Origin of the sequence: Chryseomicrobium imtechense, assembly GCF_041475995.1 — a bacterium.
GTDB classification, from domain to species: domain Bacteria; phylum Bacillota; class Bacilli; order Bacillales_A; family Planococcaceae; genus Chryseomicrobium; species Chryseomicrobium aureum.
Genome location: NZ_JBGOBM010000001.1, coordinates 165,487 through 184,873, shown reverse-complemented (window position 1 = coordinate 184,873; position 19,387 = coordinate 165,487). Strand labels below are relative to the sequence as shown.

Sequence of the window (19,387 nt, the reverse complement as noted above, 5' to 3'; positions counted from 1 at the left end):
CGGTACAATGACACATTGGTTAAATGTAGGAAAGATTGTCAATACGCATGGGATTCGTGGAGAAGTTCGAATTTTAGCATCGACAGATTTTCCCGAGGAACGCTTTAAAAAAGGCAGCGAGCTGGCATTATTCAAAGAGGATCACCATATCCAAACGGTAAAGATTGCAAGCCATCGCACGCATAAGAACTTTGACTTAGTTACATTCGATGGCATGCCATCAATCAACGACGTTGAAAAATTCAAAGATCATTTTCTGAAAGTAGATGCGGCCACATTAACGGAGCTTGAGGACCATGCCTATTATTACCATGAAATTCTCGGCTGCGACGTTGTCTCGACGGACGGAGAAGACATTGGTAAAGTCACAGAAATTTTAGCTACAGGCGCAAACGATGTGTGGGAAGTAACGCCTGTAAAAGGGAAGAAACATTATATCCCGTATATCGAGCAAGTAGTCAAATCAGTTGACCCACAGGAAAAGAAAATCGTGATTGAAGTCATGGAAGGTTTGCTGAGCGAATGAAGATTCAAGTACTGTCTTTATTTCCAGAGATGTTTGAAGGAGTATTTGGTTCGTCCATCTTAAAAAAAGCGCAAGAATCTGGCAGAGCCAAACTTGAAGTCATCAACTTTAGAGACTATTCAGAGTCGAAACACAAGCAAGTCGATGATTATCCGTATGGTGGTGGGGCTGGGATGGTATTAAAGCCGGAACCTTTATTTGCAGCAGTGGATGCAGTAAAGCACCAAACTGCAAAATCACCTCGCGTCCTATTAATGTGTCCTCAAGGGGAACGCTTTTCTCAACAAAAAGCAGAAGAGCTTGCGAAAGAAGAAGCACTCATCATCATCTGTGGTCATTACGAAGGATACGATGAGCGCATTCGTGAGCATCTTGTGACGGACGAAATTTCAATAGGGGACTTCGTGCTGACAGGTGGAGAAATTGCAGCGATGACAGTAGTCGATAGTGTTGTGCGCTTATTGCCAGACGTTCTAGGTAAGCAAGCTTCTCACGAACAAGATTCTTTTTCCACAGGATTACTTGAGCACCCCCATTATACGCGTCCAGCTGACTTTAACGGCATGAAAGTTCCAGAGGTGTTATTGTCCGGAAATCATGCGAAAATTGAACAGTGGCGACGTGAAGAGTCTTTAAAGCGCACGTTCGAACGCAGACCAGATTTGCTCGAGTCAGCTACACTGACGGAGCAAGACTTGGCCTTTTTGGAAACATTGAAAAACTAGCTGACAAGTATTGCAACTTGTCAATGTCTATGGTATGATGTTTGATGTGCTTCTATACAGAAGCATCTATTTTGGGTGTTCCGCTGCAGCGGATAAGCGTGTAAGAGCATTCGTATAAGGAGAGAAATGATTATGCAAAACATTATTTCAGAGATTACAAAAGATCAGCTTCGTTCTGACCTTCCATCGTTCCGTCCTGGAGACACTGTACGTGTACACGTTAAAGTTGTCGAAGGTACTCGTGAGCGTTTACAGGTATTCGAAGGTGTTGTAATCAAACGTCGTGGCGGCGGTATCAGCGAAACTTTCACAGTTCGTAAAATTTCTTCTGGTGTAGGTGTTGAGCGTACATTCCCTGTACACACACCAAAGATTGCACGTCTTGAAGTTGTTCGTCGTGGTAAAGTACGTCGTGCGAAATTGTACTACCTACGTAACCTACGTGGTAAAGCAGCTCGTATTAAAGAACTTCGCTAATTGGAATACTGTGTGTTGTCGTAAGACAGCATGCAGTATTTTTATTTATAAAGACTTAACACATTATAAGATGGTTACAACTAGAGAAAACCCTCTATTTTTTGTAAGATAGAAGGTGAGGGGAGAGCTGAGCGAATGGAAACAGCCAAAAAGAAAAATGAAGTATGGGAATGGGCAAAAGCAATTTTAATTGCATTTAGTATTGCAGCATTGATTCGTTTCTTTCTATTCACACCAATCGTAGTTGACGGGGAATCCATGATGCCCACCTTAAACAATGGTGACCGTATGGTCGTGAACAAAATTGGCTACGACATCGGTACGCCAGAGCGCTTTGAAATCGTTGTGTTCCACGCACCAGAGCAGAAAAATTACATTAAACGTATTATTGGACTGCCAGGGGACCATATTGCGTATGAAGATGATCAACTGTACATCAATGGTGAAGCTGTGCCGGAGCCTTATCTGGATCAGTATAAAGCTGAGATTACAGAAGGAACACTCACAGAAAACTTCACTTTAGAGGAGCTTACACAGCTTTCAGAAATCCCAGAGGGGTATTTCTTCGTAATGGGGGATAACCGTCGTTATTCAAAAGATAGTCGCGCAATCGGCCTCGTTCCAGAAGATGAAATCATCGGGACGACAAGTTTGATTTTTTGGCCGTTAGAAGATATTAGTATTGTAAAGTAGAGGTGTCACAATGACGATTCAATGGTTCCCGGGACATATGGCAAAAGCACGCCGGGAAGTAACAGAAAACTTAAAGCTTGTGGACATCGTTTTCGAACTGGTAGATGCACGTCTACCAGTTTCTTCACGTAATCCAATGCTCGAGCAAATTGTTCATCAAAAGACAAAATTGATGATTTTAACGAAAGCTGATATGGCGGATGAGCGCGAGACAGCTAAATGGATCGAATACTACGCTACTCAAGGTATACAAGCTGTTGCCATCAATTCATTTGAGGGAAAAGATCTTGAAAAAGTTTTAAAAGAAACACGTGTACTTTTGAAACCAAAGTTTGACCGCATGAAGTCTCGTGGAATGAAACCACGCGCGATTCGTGCGATGATTTTAGGGATTCCAAACGTTGGGAAGTCAACATTGATTAACCGGTTTGCGAAAAAGAATATCGCCCGAACAGGAAATACACCAGGTGTTACAAAGTCGCAACAATGGATCAAAATCGCAAAAGAACTAGAGCTTCTAGATACACCTGGGATTCTTTGGCCAAAGTTTGAAGACCAGCAAATCGGCTTTAAACTCGCTTTGTCAGGCGCTATCAAAGATGCAGTTCTTCGTATGGAAGACTTAGCCGTATATGCCCTTCGATTTTTAGAAGCGCATTACCCAGAACGTTTACAAGAACGTTTTCAACTTGAAACAGTGGGAGACGACTTAGAACAAGTGTTTAATCATATCGGTCAACTACGTAAGGTATACGCAACAGGTGGAGAAGTGGATTATGACGCTGTTGCAGAACTTATCGTTCGAGATGTCCGAAATGAGCATCTTGGTCGCTTGACATTTGATTTTGTAGAAGACGAAGCCCCTTTGGAATAGTTCCAAAGGGTTTTTTATGTAGGAGGAGTCTAGTTGGAATCACTAAAACTAATTAAAGAAAAGCTAGTAGCTGCAACCAGTGAAGAGGAATGGATCACAGCACTTCGGTCAGATGAACGCACAGGTGTAAAAAAACTACTGGCATCATTCGACCGGAAAGTACAGAAAGAACAACAAAAATGGTCAGACTATAAAGCTCGTCATGAATTTGATTCAACGTTTGGAGAAGGACTCGTTGCTGGAGTCGACGAAGCCGGGAGAGGACCACTTGCAGGGCCAGTAGTAACAGCAGCAGTCATTTTGCCAAAAAACACTGAGGCACTCGTCGATGTCAACGATTCAAAGCAGCTCAAGAAAAAAATACGAGAAGCGCTTGCCGAGTTAATTAAAGAGCATGCTGTAAGCTACGCTGTTCATATCCAACCGCGACAAGAGATCGACCGATTGAATATTTATGAGGCAACTCGTCAGTCCATGTTGGCATCAATCGGAGGGTTACAAGTAAAACCTGACATCGTCCTGTCAGATGCAATGCCACTTCCGATTGAGCAGCCATGCTACGATTTGATTAAAGGAGATGCGCGTAGTTTGTCGATTGCAGCAGCCTCAATTCTTGCTAAAACAACGCGTGATGCGTATATGGAGCAACTTGCACTAGACTATCCACAGTACGGGTTTGACAAGCATTCTGGGTATGGCACAGCTGTTCACCTTCAAGCAATCGATACGTATGGGATTTGTCCTGAACATCGTCACTCGTTTGAGCCAATCAAAACACTCGTTCAATTTATGAGAGAAGATTGAAAATTCGCAGTTTCAGACTTTTATGGACATATTGTGACAGGTTTTATACAATGGGGAAGGTAGTAAACTCAATAGTTCGATTGGAGGACGCACAATGAATATCCATGAATACCAGGGAAAACAATTGCTACGTCAATATGGAGTTGCAGTGCCAAACGGAATCGTTGCTTTCTCACCAGAAGAAGCAGTTAAAGCAGCGAAAGAATTAGGCGCAGCAGTAACAGTTGTCAAAGCTCAAATTCACGCAGGTGGTCGCGGTAAAGCAGGCGGCGTTAAGATTGCAAAAAATCTTGACGAAGTACGTGAATACGCGAAAGAACTGATCGGTAAAGTTCTTGTAACGCACCAAACAGGTCCTGAAGGTAAAGAAGTAAAACGCATTTATATCGAAGAAGGTAGCGATATTCAAAAAGAATATTACATCGGGCTTGTATTAGATCGTGCAACTTCTCGTGTAACGCTTATGGGTTCTGAAGAAGGCGGTATGGATATCGAGGAAGTAGCAGCAAACACGCCTGAGCGTTTGTTCTACGAAGAAATCGATCCAGTTGTTGGTCTTACAGGCTTCCAAGCGCGTCGCATGGCGTTCAACATGAACATTCCTGCTAAGCTTGTCAACAAAGCTGTAAAATTCATGTTGGGTCTTTACAAAGTATATGTTGAAAAAGATGCTGCAATCGTTGAGATCAACCCACTTGTTGTGACAGGTGACGATCAAGTTATCGCGCTTGATGCAAAATTCAACTTTGATGCGAATGCATTGTACCGTCATCCAGAAATTATGGAAATGCGTGACTATGATGAAGAAGATGCAAAAGAAATCGAAGCTTCTAAATATGACCTTAGCTACATCTCATTAGATGGAAACATCGGATGTATGGTTAACGGTGCCGGACTTGCTATGGCAACAATGGATACGATCAGCTATTACGGCGGATCACCCGCTAACTTCCTGGACGTTGGGGGCGGTGCGACAGCTGAGAAAGTAACAGAAGCATTCAAAATCATTCTTTCTGATAAAAACGTAAAAGGTATTTTTGTTAATATCTTTGGCGGAATCATGAAGTGTGACGTTATTGCTGAAGGTGTTATTATCGCAGCAAAAGAAGTTGGACTACAAGTACCACTTGTTGTTCGTCTTGAAGGTACAAACGTAGACCTTGGTAAGAAAATGTTGAACGAATCAGGTCTTAACATCATCGCAGCTGATTCTATGGCTGACGGCGCACAAAAAATCGTGAAACTTGTAGGATAAGAAAGGCAGGGAGATAAAATGAGCGTATATATTAATAAAGATACGAAAGTACTCGTTCAAGGAATCACGGGCTCAACTGCTCTTTTCCATACAAAACAAATGATTGAGTACGGTACGAAAATCGTTGCAGGTGTTACACCTGGTAAAGGCGGTACGGAAGTTGAAGGCGTGCCAGTATTTAACACAGTTGAAGAAGCTGTAAAAGCTACAGGCGCTAATGTTTCTGTTATTTATGTACCTGCACCATTTGCGGCTGATGCAATTTTAGAAGCGGTTGATGCTGAGCTTGATATGGCAATTTGTATCACTGAGCATATTCCAGTTCTTGACATGGTCAATGTGCGACGTTACATGGAAGGTAAAAAGACACGCTTGGTCGGTCCTAACTGCCCTGGTGTCATCACAGCTGACGAATGTAAAATTGGAATCATGCCTGGTTACATCCATACAAAAGGTCACGTCGGAGTTGTTTCACGCTCTGGTACACTTACGTATGAAGCTGTTCACCAGTTAACACAAGAAGGCATTGGTCAAACGACTGCTGTCGGTATCGGTGGAGACCCTGTAAACGGGACAAACTTTATCGATGTTCTGAAAGCATTCAACGAAGATGAAGATACGTATGCAGTGGTAATGATCGGTGAGATCGGCGGAACAGCAGAAGAAGAAGCGGCTGAGTGGATCAAAGCGAACATGAAAAAACCTGTAGTCGGATTCATTGGTGGGCAAACTGCACCTCCAGGAAAACGTATGGGTCACGCTGGAGCTATCATCTCAGGTGGACAAGGAACTGCAGAAGGCAAAATCAGCGCTATGAAAGATGCTGGTATGAAAGTTGCAGCAACTCCATCTGTAATCGGTGAAACTTTAATTGAAGCAATTAAAGAAGCGGGTCTTTACGACGCGTGTAAAACACACTAATATTAGAGATACGGCACACGCCGTATCTTTTTTTATCCCCAAATCTAACCTCGAGGTGATATGTGAACGACCGCCAAAAACTTCTCGCCCTCCATAGTCTGATTCCTTGGCCTTGGCCCCGTTTCAACCAAATTTCTACTTTTCTTGCTAATAATCTGCAGGATCATCTACCCACAATAGTTAAAGAAAACTATAGGACAGCCAGTTTGTTTCCATTTGAAAGCTATTATGCGGCGTCTGACGTAGCGGTAGTTACTTATCTTGACCCGGACTACCCTCCACTTTTAAAAGAGCTTCACGACCCACCAGCTGTGCTTTATTTAAGAGGGAATAAACAACTCCTTACGAATTCCATGCTTGCCATCATCGGTTCTCGCAAAGCAACTTCGTATACACACGATATCATCGACTACTTTATGCCACAGTTTAAAGCGGCCGATTTAACCATTTGCAGTGGACTGGCAATTGGAGCGGATACGCATGCGCACAAAATTGCAATAGAACATGGTGTGAATACTGTAGCTGTACTCGGGTCAGGATTTCACTATCCTTATCCGAAACAAAACATAGCTTTATTTTCAGAACTAGCAAAAAATCATTTGCTTGTCACGGAATACCCTCCGAACACACCGCCTCAACCCCATCAATTTATTGCAAGGAACCGCGTCATTAGTGCACTTTCTAAAGGGATTTTTATAACTGAAGCAGAGTTGAAAAGTGGAACGATGTCAACTGTTGACTTTGCTTTAGATCTTGGAAAAGAGGTGTATACAGTTCCTGGTTCCATATTTTCTACTCTCAGTTCTGGCCCTCATAGCTTGGTCCAACAAGGGGCAACACTTGTCCATTCTAGCGAAGATTTTTCAGAGCAAATCTTGCCACGTTCAAAAGCTTTGAAATGAAAAACCTTGCAATCGCTTTAAAACTGTTATACATTTTGCATCAGGTATTTGTTTTTATCGTGAAGCGGATTACCTTCTATTTAAAGGAGGCCAATTATGTCAGATTATCTAGTAATCGTAGAGTCCCCAGCAAAAGCTAAAACAATTGAAAAATATTTGGGGAAGAAATACAAAGTAAAAGCTTCAGTTGGCCACGTTATTGATTTACCCCGTAGTCAAATGGGAGTCGATGTAGAAAATAACTATCAACCGAAGTATATTACCATTCGCGGGAAAGGTCCCATCTTACAAGAACTGAAAACAGCAGCTAAAAAAGCTAAAAAAGTCTATCTCGCAGCTGACCCCGACAGAGAGGGAGAGGCAATTGCGTGGCATTTAGCAAATGCATTATCCATCGATGCAGATTCAGATTGTCGTGTGGTATTTAATGAAATTACAAAAGATGCGGTCATAGAGTCGTTCAAACATCCTAGACCGCTAAATCGTGATCTAGTCGATGCACAACAAGCACGCCGTGTACTCGATCGATTAGTTGGGTACAATATTAGCCCAATTCTATGGAAGAAAGTCAAAAAAGGATTGTCTGCAGGGCGGGTTCAATCTGTAGCATTGCGGTTGATCATCGACCGTGAAAATGAAATCAAGGCATTTATTCCAGAAGAATATTGGTCAATTGAGGCAGAGTTTGAAAAAGGAAAAAGTCGTTTTGAAGCTGTCTATTACGGAGATAAATCCGAAAAGAAAAAATTGACCTCGCAAGAAGATGTAGATGCTGTCTTAAAATCAATGAAGGGCAAGCAGTTTACAGTGGACAAAGTTGTCAAGAAAGAACGTAAACGCAACCCATCTCCATCCTTTACAACATCGTCTCTACAACAGGAAGCAGCACGTAAATTGAACTTCCGTGCTCGAAAAACCATGATACTTGCACAACAGTTGTACGAAGGAATCGACTTAGGTAAAAAACAAGGTACTGTAGGTCTCATTACGTATATGCGTACAGATTCAACTCGTATCTCGGATAGTGCAAAAGCAGAAGCAACAGGTTACATTGAAGGCAAGTATGGGAAAGAGTTTTTATCGACTGCCCAAGCTGCCAAATCAACTAAAAAAACACAAGATGCACATGAAGCGATTCGTCCGACAAGTGCCCTTCGTACGCCGGATGAAGTCAAATCTCTATTATCGCGTGATCAATATCGCCTCTATAAATTGATTTGGGAACGTTTTATTGCAAGTCAGATGGCATCAGCTGTTTTAGATACAGTTGCTGTTGACCTTGTGAATCAAAACGTACTATTCCGAGCAAACGGCTCTCAAGTCAAGTTTGCTGGATTCATGAAAGTGTATGTTGAAGGATCGGACGATCAAATTGATGACAAAGATAAACTTCTGCCAGAACTTACAGAGGGTGAAAAAGTAAAGGCAGCGCTGATCGATCCGAAGCAGCACTTTACACAGCCACCACCACGTTATACGGAAGCGCGTCTTGTGAAAACGCTTGAAGAACTTGGAATAGGTCGTCCGTCGACTTACGCACCAACTTTAGATACGATTCAAAAACGTGGGTATGTACAACTTGAAACGAAACGTTTTGTGCCAACAGAACTTGGAACAATCGTGCATGAATTAATGACGGAATTCTTCCCAGATATCATCAATATCGAGTTCACAGCACAAATGGAGAAAGATCTGGACTTGATTGAAGAAGGTCAGATCGAATGGATCAAACTCATCGACCGTTTCTACGGTGGATTTGAAAAACATGTCAAGCACGCAGATGAAGAGATGGAAAAGATTGAAATCAAAGATGAGCCGACTGGCGAAGACTGTGAAAAATGTGGATCTCCTATGGTTTATAAACTGGGACGCTACGGGAAATTCATGGCGTGCAGCAACTTCCCAGACTGCCGTAACACGAAAGCAATTGTAAAAGAAATTGGCGTACCTTGTCCGAAGTGTCAAAAAGGTCAACTTCTAGAGCGTAAAAGTAAAACGAAGCGAATCTTCTACGGATGTGATCAGTTCCCAGAATGTGACTTCGTCTCTTGGGACAAGCCAATCAATCGTCCATGTCCGAAGTGTGAAGAGATGCTTGTTGAGAAGAAGCTGAAAAAAGGCGTTCAAATTCAATGTGTATCTTGTGATTACAAAGAAGAAGTACAAAGTTAGAAAGAAGGCATTTACCTCATGACTCAAACAGTAAACGTAATCGGAGCCGGCCTCGCAGGGAGCGAGGCGGCTTGGCAGTTAGCAAAACGCGGTATTCAAGTGAAACTTTATGAAATGCGACCTGTGAAGCAAACACCTGCTCACCATACAGATAAATTTGCAGAGTTAGTTTGTTCCAATTCTTTGCGTGCCAATAATTTGACGAATGCTGTCGGTGTGATTAAAGAAGAGATGCGTATGCTCGATTCATTAATTATTCATTCAGCAGATAACAGTGCAGTGCCTGCAGGTGGAGCACTTGCGGTCGATCGTCACGATTTTGCTGGACGCGTTACAGAGACGATTCGTAACCATCCAAATATTGAAATCGTTAACGAAGAAGTGACAGATATTCCAGAAGGTATCACTATTATTGCAACGGGACCTCTTACGTCGCCTGCACTTGCAGAAAAAGTGAAAGAGCTGACTGGACAAGACTATCTTTACTTTTACGATGCAGCAGCGCCAATCGTTGAAAAAGACAGTATCGATATGGACAAAGTCTACCTGAAGTCTCGTTATGATAAAGGCGAAGCAGCGTATTTGAACTGTCCAATGACAGAAGAAGAATTCGACCGTTTCTATGATGCTTTAGTAGAGGCAGAAGTCGTGCCTCTTAAAGAATTCGAAAAAGAGATTTATTTTGAAGGATGTATGCCTGTTGAAGTGATGGCATCTCGTGGACGTAAAACTTTATTATTCGGACCGATGAAGCCAGTGGGTCTTGAAGATCCGAAAACGGGTAAGCGTCCGTTTGCAGTCGTTCAACTTCGTCAAGATGATGCGGCTGGAACGCTTTATAACATTGTTGGATTCCAGACACATTTGAAATGGGGACCTCAAAAGGAAGTCCTTCAACTGATTCCTGGACTTGAAAATGTTGAAATCGTGCGTTACGGTGTGATGCACCGAAACACGTTTATTAATTCACCAACAGTACTTGAGCCAACTTACCAGTTGAAAGCTAACCGCAACATTTTCTTCGCAGGTCAAATGACAGGTGTCGAAGGATATGTAGAGTCTGCGGGAAGTGGCTTATTAGCTGGAATCAATGCAGCGCGTTTAGTGCAAGGTGAAGAGTTAGTTGTATTCCCATCTGAAACAGCGCTTGGCAGTATGGCACGGTATATCACGGAAGCAGATTCGAAGAACTTCCAACCAATGAACATTAACTTTGGTTTGTTCCCGAACTTACCTGAACGTATCCGTGATAAGAAGGTTAAAGCTGAAAAATTGGCTGACCGAGCACTTACAACAATTCAAAATTTTGTGAAGACTAATTCACTTTAATTGAAGTTGCCCCTACAGATTGATATAATCTTAGGGGTTTTTACGTGGAGGAGGATGACCAATGGAACGTCCAGAAGTACGTGATTTTATTGAATTTATTCAACTTGATAAGAACTATTCTCCGCATACTGTAAAAGAATACGAAAATGATATTAATCAGTTCATCACTTTTTTGAATGAAGAAGCAATTACATCCTTTGAAGAAGTAGAATATTTGCATGCACGTCTGTATGTGACAAAACTTTATAATGCGAAACTTGCACGTACATCGATTTCACGCAAAATTTCAGCCATCCGGACATTTTTTACGTATCTTTCGAAAGAACGAGACGTGAATTCAGATGCGTTCCAAGCGCTGTTCCACCCAAAACAACAAAAAAAACTTCCTCAGTTCTTTTATGAGGAAGAGCTAGAAGCATTGTTTACAGCCGCACAAGGGGAGAAACCTCTTAATATTCGCAACATAGCATTACTTGAACTGTTGTATGCAACGGGCATGCGTGTTAGTGAACTGACGGAACTTGAAGTTTCAGCGGTTGATTTACCGTATGGAATCGTCCGGGTAATGGGAAAGGGTCGTAAAGAGCGCTACATCCCCATTGGAAGCTTTGCAGTAAGTGCACTTGAAACTTATTTAGAAGTAGCGCGTCCTCGGTTAATGAAGAACACGCAACACGATAAACTATTTGTGAATAATCGCGGCGAACCACTTACGGACATGGGTGTTCGCTACATTCTTCAGGAAATTGTGAAAAAGAGCACGTTAACTAAGTCGATTTATCCGCACATGATACGCCACACATTTGCAACACATTTGTTAAATAACGGAGCGGACATGCGGACTGTTCAGGAACTACTCGGCCACAGCAGCTTAAGCTCTACACAAATCTATACCCATGTAACAAAAGATCATTTACTTACAACTTATAAAAATTCGCATCCACGCGCATAGGAGGCACACGGAATGACAATTCATGCAACTACAATATTTGCGATACAGCATAAAGGGCAGTCGGCAATGTCAGGGGACGGGCAAGTCACACTTGGAAATCAAGTCGTAATGAAGCATACAGCAAAAAAAGTACGCCGCTTATTCAATGGGCAAGTCGTAGCCGGATTTGCAGGGTCAGTTGCAGATGCGTTTACACTTTTTGAGAAATTTGAAGCGAAACTTGAGATGTACAACGGCAATCTTCAGCGTGCCGCAGTCGAGCTTGCAAAAGAATGGCGCGGAGATAAGATGTTGCGTCAATTAGAAGCGATGCTACTCGTAATGAACAAAGATACACTCTTACTTGTATCAGGTACGGGTGAAGTGATCGAACCAGATGATGGGATCTTAGCGATTGGCTCTGGTGGAAACTATGCGCTTGCAGCTGGTCGTGCTTTGAAGAAGTTCAGCGGTGACGCCCTAACTGCAAAAGAAATTGCACATGCTGCTCTTGAAACTGCAGCAGATATCTGTGTATTTACGAACCACAATATTATTTTGGAGGCGATCGATCATGACGAAAGAGACAACGCCTAAACAAACAAAAGCCTATTTAGACCGCTACATTATAGGTCAGGACGAAGCGAAAAAAGCAATATCTATTGCCTTGCGCAATCGCTATCGCCGGAAACTCTTGAGTGAAGAATTACAACAAGAAGTTGTACCGAAAAACATGTTGATGATTGGTCCGACGGGTGTTGGGAAGACAGAAATTGCACGACGAATTGCAAAATTGACGCGTGCACCTTTTATTAAAGTAGAAGCAACCAAGTTTACAGAGGTCGGCTATGTGGGTAGAGACGTGGAGTCAATGGTGCGAGACTTAGTAGAAGCGTCTATTCGACTTGTAAAAGATGAAAAAACTGAGCAAGTTCGTCCGCAAGCAGAGCGCTTAGCAGAAGAACAACTTGTAAAATATTTAGTGCCTTCATTAAAAAAGAAATCCAATCCGTCGAATCCTTTCGAAGCATTGCTTGGTGGTCGTGTTGAGCAAGAAGAAGAGGAAGATTCATCCGTACGATTGAAACGTAGTGAAATTGCTGAAAAGTTAAAAGCCGGACTTTTAGAGGAAGAAGAAGTGACTGTTAGTGTAACAGAAGCTACACCGTCCCTATTCGATATGATGCCAGGTGCGGATCAAGGGCAAGGAGCACAAATGCAAGACATGCTTTCAAACTTCATGCCGAAAAAGAAGAAAAAACGCAAAATGAAGGTAAAAGATGCAAGACGTGTATTGATTCTTGAAGAAGCCAGCAAGCTATTAGATACCGATGAAGTGAATCAAGCTGCTATTGAAAAAGCTGAACAAGATGGCATCATCTTCATTGATGAGTTTGATAAAATCGCTGCAAAATCTGGACAAGGTGCAGATGTTTCGCGCGAAGGTGTGCAGCGTGACATCTTACCAATCGTCGAAGGTTCAACAATTGCCACAAAATATGGAGCTGTCAAAACAGATTATATCTTGTTTATCGCAGCAGGTGCGTTCCATATGGCAAAACCGTCCGACTTGATTCCTGAACTGCAAGGACGTTTCCCGATTCGGGTTGAACTCGAAAAGTTAACGAAAGACGATTTCGTTCGAATTTTAAAAGAGCCGAATCATTCTTTGATTCAGCAGTATGTTGCGTTACTTGCTACAGAAGGTATCGAAATAGAGTTTACGGATGAGGCGATTGAGCGGATTGGTGAACTTGCATTTGAAGTGAATCAGGAGACAGACAACATTGGGGCGCGCCGCTTGCATACACTGCTTGAGAAGGTAATGGAAGATTTATCCTATGAGGCATCAGACATTTCTCCTGCCCACATAGACATTACACCGGCATTTGTGGACAGTAAGCTCAAAAATATCGTAAAAAACAAAGATTTGTCACAATTTATCTTATAAATGAAACTTTTTTGTTTTAAAAACAATTAAAAAGCTTTAGAATATTTTATAAATAGAAAAAATTTAAAATGGAGGTTCATAATGAATCTATTAGAAAAAACACGTAAGATCAATTCGATGCTCCAAGCGTCTGCTGGGCAACAAGTAAACTTTAAAGAAATGGCTGAGTCGTTATCACAAGTAATTGAGTGTAACGTATTTATCGTAAGCCGTAAAGGGAAACTTTTAGGGTTTGATATCAATCAACAAATCGACAACGATCGTATGATTCGTATGTTAGAAGATCGTCAGTTCCCAGAAGTGTATACTAAAAACTTATTCAAAATTACTGAAACATCTTCAAACTTGGACGTAGAGAGCGAGTTTACTGCGTTCCCGGTCGAAAATAAAGATTTATTCAAAGAAGGTCTGACTACAATCGTGCCAATCAACGGTGGCGGTGAGCGTCTAGGTACTTTAATCTTAGCGCGTATCAAACAAGCATTCGGCGATGATGATTTAATCCTTGCTGAATACGGTGCTACAGTTGTAGGTATGGAAATTCTTCGTGAGAAATCAGAAGAGATTGAACTTGAAGCACGCAGCAAAGCAGTTGTGCAAATGGCAATCAATTCACTATCTTACAGTGAGCTTGAAGCAATCGAGCACATTTTCGAAGAGTTGAATGGTAATGAAGGTCTATTAGTAGCTTCAAAAATTGCAGACCGCGTTGGAATCACACGTTCTGTTATTGTAAACGCACTGCGTAAATTGGAGTCTGCTGGTGTTATCGAATCACGTTCTTTGGGTATGAAGGGAACATATATCAAGGTTCTTAACAACAAGTTCTTAGAAGAACTTGAAAACATGAAACTATAATTTTAACGTTTCTACTCTCTCCATAGCTGGAGGGAGTTTTTTGTTTTAAAACTAAGGTTTTTTGTTGTCAACTTGTCCAATGTATGGTACATTATAAGACGGTATGATTATACACGCTATTCAGATGGCCAAGCAGGTGCCTACGGGTCGTTTGGTCACAGGAAGAATGGCGGAAGTTTAAACCAATAGGAGGAAATATCATGTCAGTAATCTCTATGAAACAACTACTTGAGGCTGGTGTACACTTTGGTCACCAAACTCGCCGCTGGAACCCGAAAATGAAGAAATACATCTTCGTTGAGCGTAACGGCATCTACATCATCGATCTTCAAAAAACGGTGAAAAAATTAGAAGAAGCTTATGCTTACATGCGTCAAGTTGGCGAAGAAGGCGGTAAAGTCCTATTCGTTGGTACGAAAAAGCAAGCACAAGAAGCAATCAAGGAAGAAGCAGAACGTTCAGGTAACTACTACATCAACCAACGTTGGTTAGGTGGAACACTTACAAACTTCGGCACTATCCAAAAACGTGTTGCTCGTATGAAGCAAATCGAAAAAATGGAAGAAGACGGTACTTTTGCTGTACTTCCTAAAAAAGAAGTAGTTCAACTTAAAAAAGAACACGAGCGCTTAGTGAAATTCTTAGGCGGAGTTCGTGATATGAAATCTCTACCAGACGTTATGTTTGTTGTAGACCCACGCAAAGAGCGTATCGCTGTTGCTGAAGCAATCAAATTACACATCCCAATCGTAGGTATCGTTGATACAAACTGTGATCCAGATGAAATTGATTACGTAATCCCAGCTAACGACGATGCAATCCGTGCTGTAAAACTTCTAACTGGTAAAATGGCAGACGCTTTACTTGAAGCAAAACAAGGTGAAGAACTTGCTGAATCTACTGAAGAAGTAGCAGCTGAGTAATTTTTAACACAAACAGGTGATAAGCGGCCAACCCACTTATCACCTTTTTTTAAGAACTTGACTAGGAGGAACTTAACATGGCAGTTACAGCTCAAATGGTAAAAGAATTACGTGAAAAAACAGGCGCAGGTATGATGGACTGTAAAAAAGCATTAGTAGAAACAAACGGCGATATGGACGCAGCTGTTGATTTCTTACGTGAAAAAGGTCTTTCTTCTGCAGCTAAAAAAGCAGATCGCATTGCTGCTGAAGGTATTACAGCAATCGAAGTACAAGGTAACAAAGCAGTATTAGTAGAAGTTAATGCAGAAACGGATTTCGTTGCGAAAAACGAAAACTTCCAAACGGTTGTTAAAGATCTTTCTGCTCACCTTTTAGCTACTGAGCCAGCTACTGTTGAAGAAGCTTTGGCTTCAACAATGGAAAACGGTTCTACAGTGGAGAACTACATCTCTAACGCTGTAGCAAAAATTGGTGAAAAAATCACTCTTCGTCGTTTTGAAATCAAAACAAAAACAGACACAGATGCTTTCGGACCATACTTACACATGGGCGGACGTATTGGTGTTCTTGCACTTCTTGAAGGAACAACTGACGAAGCAGCAGCGAAAGACGTTGCAATGCACATCGCTGCACTAAACCCACAATACATCTCACGTGACGAAGTTTCTGAAGAAGAAGTTGAGCGTGAGCGCAAAGTATTAACTGAGCAAGCTCTTAACGAAGGTAAACCAGAAAATATCGTTGCAAAAATGGTAGAAGGACGCCTTGGCAAGTACTTTGAAGATGTATGTGTACTTGATCAATCATTCGTTAAAAACCCAGATCAAAAAGTTCGTGATTTCGTAAAAGCTACTGGCGGAGAGTTAGTATCATTCACTCGTTACGCTGTTGGTGAAGGAATCGAAAAACGTGAAGACAACTTCGCTGAAGAAGTTATGAGCCAAGTTAAAGGAAACTAATTCAATAACAACAGGCCAGTAGGGAACACACCTGTGTGTTCCCTATTTTTCAAGACAAAATCTGGGAGGATATAAATGACGACACCACAATATAAACGAATCGTATTAAAGCTGAGCGGAGAGGCTCTTGCAGGAGAGCAAGGGTTTGGTTTATCGCCAGCCATCATTAAATCTGTTGCTGAACAAGTGAAAGAGGTAGTAGATTTAGGTATCGAGGTAGCTGTAGTCGTGGGCGGCGGAAATATCTGGCGCGGAAAAGTAGGCAGTGAGATGGGCATGGACCGTGCAACAGCAGACTATATGGGGATGCTTGCAACGGTTATGAATTCACTTGCTCTACAAGATGCACTTGAGAAAACAGGTGTAGAATCACGTGTTCAAACATCCATCGAGATGCGTCAAGTAGCAGAACCTTACATTCGCCGTAAAGCGATTCGTCATTTAGAAAAAGGGCGTGTTGTCATTTTTGCAGCAGGTACCGGCAACCCGTACTTCTCAACAGATACAACAGCTGCACTACGCGCAGCGGAAATCGAAGCAGATGTCATCTTGATGGCAAAAAATAATGTGGATGGCGTATATTCTGCTGATCCAATGGTAGATCCAACTGCTGTGAAATACGAGAATCTGTCGTTCTTAGAAGTTATTCAAAATGGGCTTCAAGTAATGGACTCAACGGCGTCTACTCTATGTATGGACAACGATATTGATCTTATTGTATTCTCAATTATGGAAAACGGTAATATTAAAAAGGCAGCACTCGGTGAAACAATTGGGACTGTCGTAAGGAGGAATTCATAATGACGAAGCAAGTAATTGACCAAACGAAAGATAAAATGGAAAAGTCAGTAGGTGCCTTTTCACGTGAAATCGCAACAATTCGTGCAGGACGTGCCAACGCTTCTCTACTAGACAAAATTACAGTAGACTACTATGGTTCACCAACACCAATTAATCAAATGGCTGGTATTTCTACGCCAGAAGCTCGTCTTCTAGTCATCCAACCATACGACAAAACTGTGATCAATGATATTGAGAAAGCAATTATGAAATCTGATTTAGGGATTTCTCCTACGAACGATGGTTCGGTGATTCGTTTAGCTGTACCTGCTTTGACGGAAGAACGTCGTAAAGACCTTGCGAAACAGGTGAAGAAAGAAGCAGAAGAAGCAAAAGTTCATATCCGAAATGTCCGCCGTGATGGAAATGAAGATTTGAAGAAGTTAGAAAAGAACGGTGAAATTACAGAAGATGATCTTCGCAGCTTCCAAGATGACGTTCAGAAACTAACGGATTCCTATATTGCGAAAATAGATGAACTTGCAAAAGAAAAAGAAAACGAAATCATGGAAATCTAATCTCAGGCGTCCTCTTAGGAGGATGCTTTTCTTTTTCTTTGAAACCTTCTGCTCAAAATCGCGTTCATATGGTGAAAGTAAAAAAATACAACTCAATGCTGTATGAAATTTGGTATGATAGGATATATATGTTTTGATACGAGCGTTTGGAGGAACCAATTTATGTTTAAAAAGCTTTTCACTCAAAAGGAAGAGGTGCCTGTCACAGGTCCTGTGCCGTCCCACATTGCCATCATCATGGACGGAAATGGTCGCTGGGCAACAAAGCGTGCCCTTCCACGGATAGCAGGCCATCATGAGGGAATGAAAACTGTTCGTAAAATCACACGATATGCCAATGATCTTGGTGTACAAGTACTAACGCTCTATGCATTTTCTACAGAGAACTGGTCTCGACCTAAAAAAGAGGTCGAATTTTTAATGCGTCTACCTGAAGAATTTTTAGGTACTTATTTGCCGGAACTGATTGAACAAAATGTTCGTGTTCAGATTATGGGAGACTTTCACTCACTACCAGAGCACACTAAACGAGCTGTTCAAAAAGCAATTGATGGAACAAAGAACAATACCGGCCTGATTTTAAATTTTGCACTGAACTATGGAAGTCGAGCAGAAATTCTACAGGCAGTGAAGACAATTTCTGAGGCTGTACAAACAGGCGAATTAGCACCAGAAGATATTACGGAAACTTGTATAGAAGAACACTTGATGACGAAAGATTTGATGGCACCGGACTTATTGATTCGAACGAGCGGGGAAGTTCGTCTAAGCAACTTCATGCTCTGGCAACTTGCCTATACAGAGTTTTTCTTCACAGATGTTTTGTGGCCAGACTTTGATGAAGCTTGTTTAAGAGAAGCGGTCTCGGTTTATCAATCGAGAAACCGTCGCTATGGTGGACTGGAGGAAACTAAGAAATGAAAGAACGTATTATTACAGCGTTAATTGCTCTGGCGCTGTTCATTCCCATCATATGGGTGGGGGGCATTGTTTTTGCGGTGGCGATCTATTTGATTGCTACAATTGCTCTTTATGAAATTTTGAGAATGAAACAAATTCGTTTGAAATCAATTCCAGGGTTCTTAGCACTCATAAATTTATATGTGCTACTAGTACCAACTCAATATGAAGAGACGTTGCTTGGCTGGACAGGTCACGATAAAATGACTTTTGTTTACGTATTAGTTTTCATGCTTTTGTTGTATGCAGTACTTGTGAAAAATACATTTACATATGATGACGCAGCATTCGTCTTTTTTGGAATGATGTACATCGGTATTTGTTTTTACTATTTAATTGAGACACGTATGGATGGACTCATTTATGTGGTCTTTGCTTTACTTATAGTTTGGACGACAGACTCAGGGGCCTACTTTACCGGAAGAAAGATTGGAAAGAAAAAACTTTGGCCGGAGATTTCTCCAAATAAAACAGTTGAAGGATTTTACGGTGGAGTTGTTGCAGCGCTAGTTTTTGCTTTCTTGCTAAACTGGTTATTCCCTTTTGCAGATACACTTCTGCAACTTGTTCTTGTGACGATTACGGCTTCTATTATTGGTCAGTTCGGTGATCTTGCCGAGTCCGCTATTAAGCGCCATTATCACGTGAAAGACTCGGGTACTTTACTACCGGGTCACGGTGGTATCCTTGATCGATTCGATTCCTTATTATTCGTAATTCCTTTACTACACTTTTTACACTTTATTTAATGTCACCATCTGAGGAG

General features: G+C 41.7%; 21 protein-coding genes. All 21 read left to right on the top strand.

The genetic code is table 11. The features are described from left to right. Window positions 1-7 precede the first annotated feature (7 nt). The 21 genes from rimM to AB5N96_RS00830 all read left to right on the top strand — a co-directional run bounded on the left by rimM (window position 8) and on the right by AB5N96_RS00830 (window position 19,370). Complete coding sequence (gene rimM / locus AB5N96_RS00930; RefSeq protein WP_392456248.1) at window positions 8-526, top strand: ribosome maturation factor RimM; 519 nt, start codon at window positions 8-10, stop codon at window positions 524-526. Beyond that, the gene (gene trmD / locus AB5N96_RS00925) at window positions 523-1,251 is read left to right on the top strand and encodes a tRNA (guanosine(37)-N1)-methyltransferase TrmD (RefSeq protein ID WP_204589033.1); all 729 of its coding nucleotides are present in this window, start codon (window positions 523-525) and stop codon (window positions 1,249-1,251) included. Before rimM ends, trmD begins: the two co-directional genes overlap by 4 nt. A gap of 132 nt (window positions 1,252-1,383) precedes the next feature. Continuing rightward, entirely contained in the window at window positions 1,384-1,728 is a 345-nt protein-coding gene (rplS, locus tag AB5N96_RS00920) for a 50S ribosomal protein L19 (RefSeq protein ID WP_204589034.1), read from the top strand. Between the two features lie 135 nt (window positions 1,729-1,863). Beyond that, a complete protein-coding gene (gene lepB / locus AB5N96_RS00915) occupies window positions 1,864-2,421 on the top strand; it encodes a signal peptidase I (protein ID WP_204589035.1) in 558 nt (185 codons plus the stop codon). A gap of 10 nt (window positions 2,422-2,431) precedes the next feature. Beyond that, entirely contained in the window at window positions 2,432-3,295 is an 864-nt protein-coding gene (gene ylqF / locus AB5N96_RS00910) for a ribosome biogenesis GTPase YlqF (RefSeq protein WP_204589036.1), read from the top strand. Window positions 3,296-3,328: 33 nt separating this feature from the next. Beyond that, entirely contained in the window at window positions 3,329-4,099 is a 771-nt protein-coding gene (gene rnhB / locus AB5N96_RS00905) for a ribonuclease HII (protein WP_499704420.1), read from the top strand. Between the two features lie 94 nt (window positions 4,100-4,193). Beyond that, window positions 4,194-5,354, top strand: a complete 1,161-nt coding sequence (gene sucC / locus AB5N96_RS00900; protein WP_204589038.1) for an ADP-forming succinate--CoA ligase subunit beta — start codon at window positions 4,194-4,196, stop codon at window positions 5,352-5,354. A gap of 18 nt (window positions 5,355-5,372) precedes the next feature. After that, on the top strand, window positions 5,373-6,275 hold the full coding sequence (gene sucD, locus AB5N96_RS00895; RefSeq protein ID WP_204589039.1) for a succinate--CoA ligase subunit alpha: 903 nt from the start codon (window positions 5,373-5,375) through the stop codon (window positions 6,273-6,275). A 206-nt stretch (window positions 6,276-6,481) separates the two neighbouring features. After that, complete coding sequence (gene dprA / locus AB5N96_RS00890; protein ID WP_499704419.1) at window positions 6,482-7,177, top strand: DNA-processing protein DprA; 696 nt, start codon at window positions 6,482-6,484, stop codon at window positions 7,175-7,177. A 96-nt stretch (window positions 7,178-7,273) separates the two neighbouring features. Beyond that, window positions 7,274-9,349 carry a type I DNA topoisomerase gene (gene topA / locus AB5N96_RS00885; protein ID WP_204589041.1) on the top strand — a complete coding sequence of 692 codons (2,076 nt, stop codon included), beginning with the start codon at window positions 7,274-7,276 and terminating at the stop codon, window positions 9,347-9,349. Between the two features lie 18 nt (window positions 9,350-9,367). Continuing rightward, window positions 9,368-10,678 (top strand): FADH(2)-oxidizing methylenetetrahydrofolate--tRNA-(uracil(54)-C(5))-methyltransferase TrmFO, encoded by a 1,311-nt coding sequence (gene trmFO / locus AB5N96_RS00880; RefSeq protein WP_204589042.1) that lies wholly within the window; start codon window positions 9,368-9,370, stop codon window positions 10,676-10,678. Between the two features lie 61 nt (window positions 10,679-10,739). Next, window positions 10,740-11,630 (top strand): tyrosine recombinase XerC, encoded by an 891-nt coding sequence (gene xerC, locus AB5N96_RS00875; protein WP_204589043.1) that lies wholly within the window; start codon window positions 10,740-10,742, stop codon window positions 11,628-11,630. A gap of 12 nt (window positions 11,631-11,642) precedes the next feature. Further along, window positions 11,643-12,206, top strand: coding sequence for an ATP-dependent protease subunit HslV (gene hslV / locus AB5N96_RS00870; RefSeq protein WP_204589044.1), 564 nt, complete (start codon window positions 11,643-11,645; stop codon window positions 12,204-12,206). Further along, window positions 12,184-13,560, top strand: coding sequence for an ATP-dependent protease ATPase subunit HslU (gene hslU, locus AB5N96_RS00865; RefSeq protein WP_204589045.1), 1,377 nt, complete (start codon window positions 12,184-12,186; stop codon window positions 13,558-13,560). Before hslV ends, hslU begins: the two co-directional genes overlap by 23 nt. Before the next feature lie 81 nt (window positions 13,561-13,641). Next, window positions 13,642-14,418, top strand: coding sequence for a GTP-sensing pleiotropic transcriptional regulator CodY (gene codY, locus AB5N96_RS00860; protein WP_204589046.1), 777 nt, complete (start codon window positions 13,642-13,644; stop codon window positions 14,416-14,418). 200 nt (window positions 14,419-14,618) lie between these two features. Beyond that, window positions 14,619-15,341, top strand: coding sequence for a 30S ribosomal protein S2 (gene rpsB / locus AB5N96_RS00855; RefSeq protein ID WP_204589047.1), 723 nt, complete (start codon window positions 14,619-14,621; stop codon window positions 15,339-15,341). Between the two features lie 77 nt (window positions 15,342-15,418). Further along, window positions 15,419-16,303 carry a translation elongation factor Ts gene (gene tsf, locus AB5N96_RS00850; protein WP_204589048.1) on the top strand — a complete coding sequence of 295 codons (885 nt, stop codon included), beginning with the start codon at window positions 15,419-15,421 and terminating at the stop codon, window positions 16,301-16,303. A gap of 75 nt (window positions 16,304-16,378) precedes the next feature. Beyond that, complete coding sequence (gene pyrH / locus AB5N96_RS00845) at window positions 16,379-17,104, top strand: UMP kinase (RefSeq protein WP_204589049.1); 726 nt, start codon at window positions 16,379-16,381, stop codon at window positions 17,102-17,104. Then, a complete protein-coding gene (gene frr, locus AB5N96_RS00840) occupies window positions 17,104-17,661 on the top strand; it encodes a ribosome recycling factor (RefSeq protein ID WP_204589050.1) in 558 nt (185 codons plus the stop codon). Before pyrH ends, frr begins: the two co-directional genes overlap by 1 nt. Window positions 17,662-17,823: 162 nt before the next feature. Further along, window positions 17,824-18,582, top strand: coding sequence for an undecaprenyl pyrophosphate synthase (gene uppS, locus AB5N96_RS00835; protein WP_499704418.1), 759 nt, complete (start codon window positions 17,824-17,826; stop codon window positions 18,580-18,582). Beyond that, window positions 18,579-19,370 carry a phosphatidate cytidylyltransferase gene (locus tag AB5N96_RS00830; RefSeq protein ID WP_499704417.1) on the top strand — a complete coding sequence of 264 codons (792 nt, stop codon included), beginning with the start codon at window positions 18,579-18,581 and terminating at the stop codon, window positions 19,368-19,370. Before uppS ends, AB5N96_RS00830 begins: the two co-directional genes overlap by 4 nt. Window positions 19,371-19,387 lie beyond the last annotated feature (17 nt).

Bases quoted from the DNA above. Each gene is read 5' to 3' on its own strand.
- rplS (WP_204589034.1), top strand. From the start codon at position 1,384: ATGCAAAACATTATTTCAGAGATTACAAAAGATCAGCTTCGTTCTGAC.
- hslV (WP_204589044.1), top strand. From the start codon at position 11,643: ATGACAATTCATGCAACTACAATATTTGCGATACAGCATAAAGGGCAG.
- trmFO (WP_204589042.1), top strand. From the start codon at position 9,368: ATGACTCAAACAGTAAACGTAATCGGAGCCGGCCTCGCAGGGAGCGAG.
- sucD (WP_204589039.1), top strand. From the start codon at position 5,373: ATGAGCGTATATATTAATAAAGATACGAAAGTACTCGTTCAAGGAATC.
- pyrH (WP_204589049.1), top strand. From the start codon at position 16,379: ATGACGACACCACAATATAAACGAATCGTATTAAAGCTGAGCGGAGAG.
- sucC (WP_204589038.1), top strand. From the start codon at position 4,194: ATGAATATCCATGAATACCAGGGAAAACAATTGCTACGTCAATATGGA.
- trmD (WP_204589033.1), top strand. From the start codon at position 523: ATGAAGATTCAAGTACTGTCTTTATTTCCAGAGATGTTTGAAGGAGTA.
- AB5N96_RS00830 (WP_499704417.1), top strand. From the start codon at position 18,579: ATGAAAGAACGTATTATTACAGCGTTAATTGCTCTGGCGCTGTTCATT.
- uppS (WP_499704418.1), top strand. From the start codon at position 17,824: ATGTTTAAAAAGCTTTTCACTCAAAAGGAAGAGGTGCCTGTCACAGGT.
- ylqF (WP_204589036.1), top strand. From the start codon at position 2,432: ATGACGATTCAATGGTTCCCGGGACATATGGCAAAAGCACGCCGGGAA.
- hslU (WP_204589045.1), top strand. From the start codon at position 12,184: ATGACGAAAGAGACAACGCCTAAACAAACAAAAGCCTATTTAGACCGC.
- tsf (WP_204589048.1), top strand. From the start codon at position 15,419: ATGGCAGTTACAGCTCAAATGGTAAAAGAATTACGTGAAAAAACAGGC.
- topA (WP_204589041.1), top strand. From the start codon at position 7,274: ATGTCAGATTATCTAGTAATCGTAGAGTCCCCAGCAAAAGCTAAAACA.
- frr (WP_204589050.1), top strand. From the start codon at position 17,104: ATGACGAAGCAAGTAATTGACCAAACGAAAGATAAAATGGAAAAGTCA.
- codY (WP_204589046.1), top strand. From the start codon at position 13,642: ATGAATCTATTAGAAAAAACACGTAAGATCAATTCGATGCTCCAAGCG.
- rimM (WP_392456248.1), top strand. From the start codon at position 8: ATGACACATTGGTTAAATGTAGGAAAGATTGTCAATACGCATGGGATT.
- rpsB (WP_204589047.1), top strand. From the start codon at position 14,619: ATGTCAGTAATCTCTATGAAACAACTACTTGAGGCTGGTGTACACTTT.
- lepB (WP_204589035.1), top strand. From the start codon at position 1,864: ATGGAAACAGCCAAAAAGAAAAATGAAGTATGGGAATGGGCAAAAGCA.
- xerC (WP_204589043.1), top strand. From the start codon at position 10,740: ATGGAACGTCCAGAAGTACGTGATTTTATTGAATTTATTCAACTTGAT.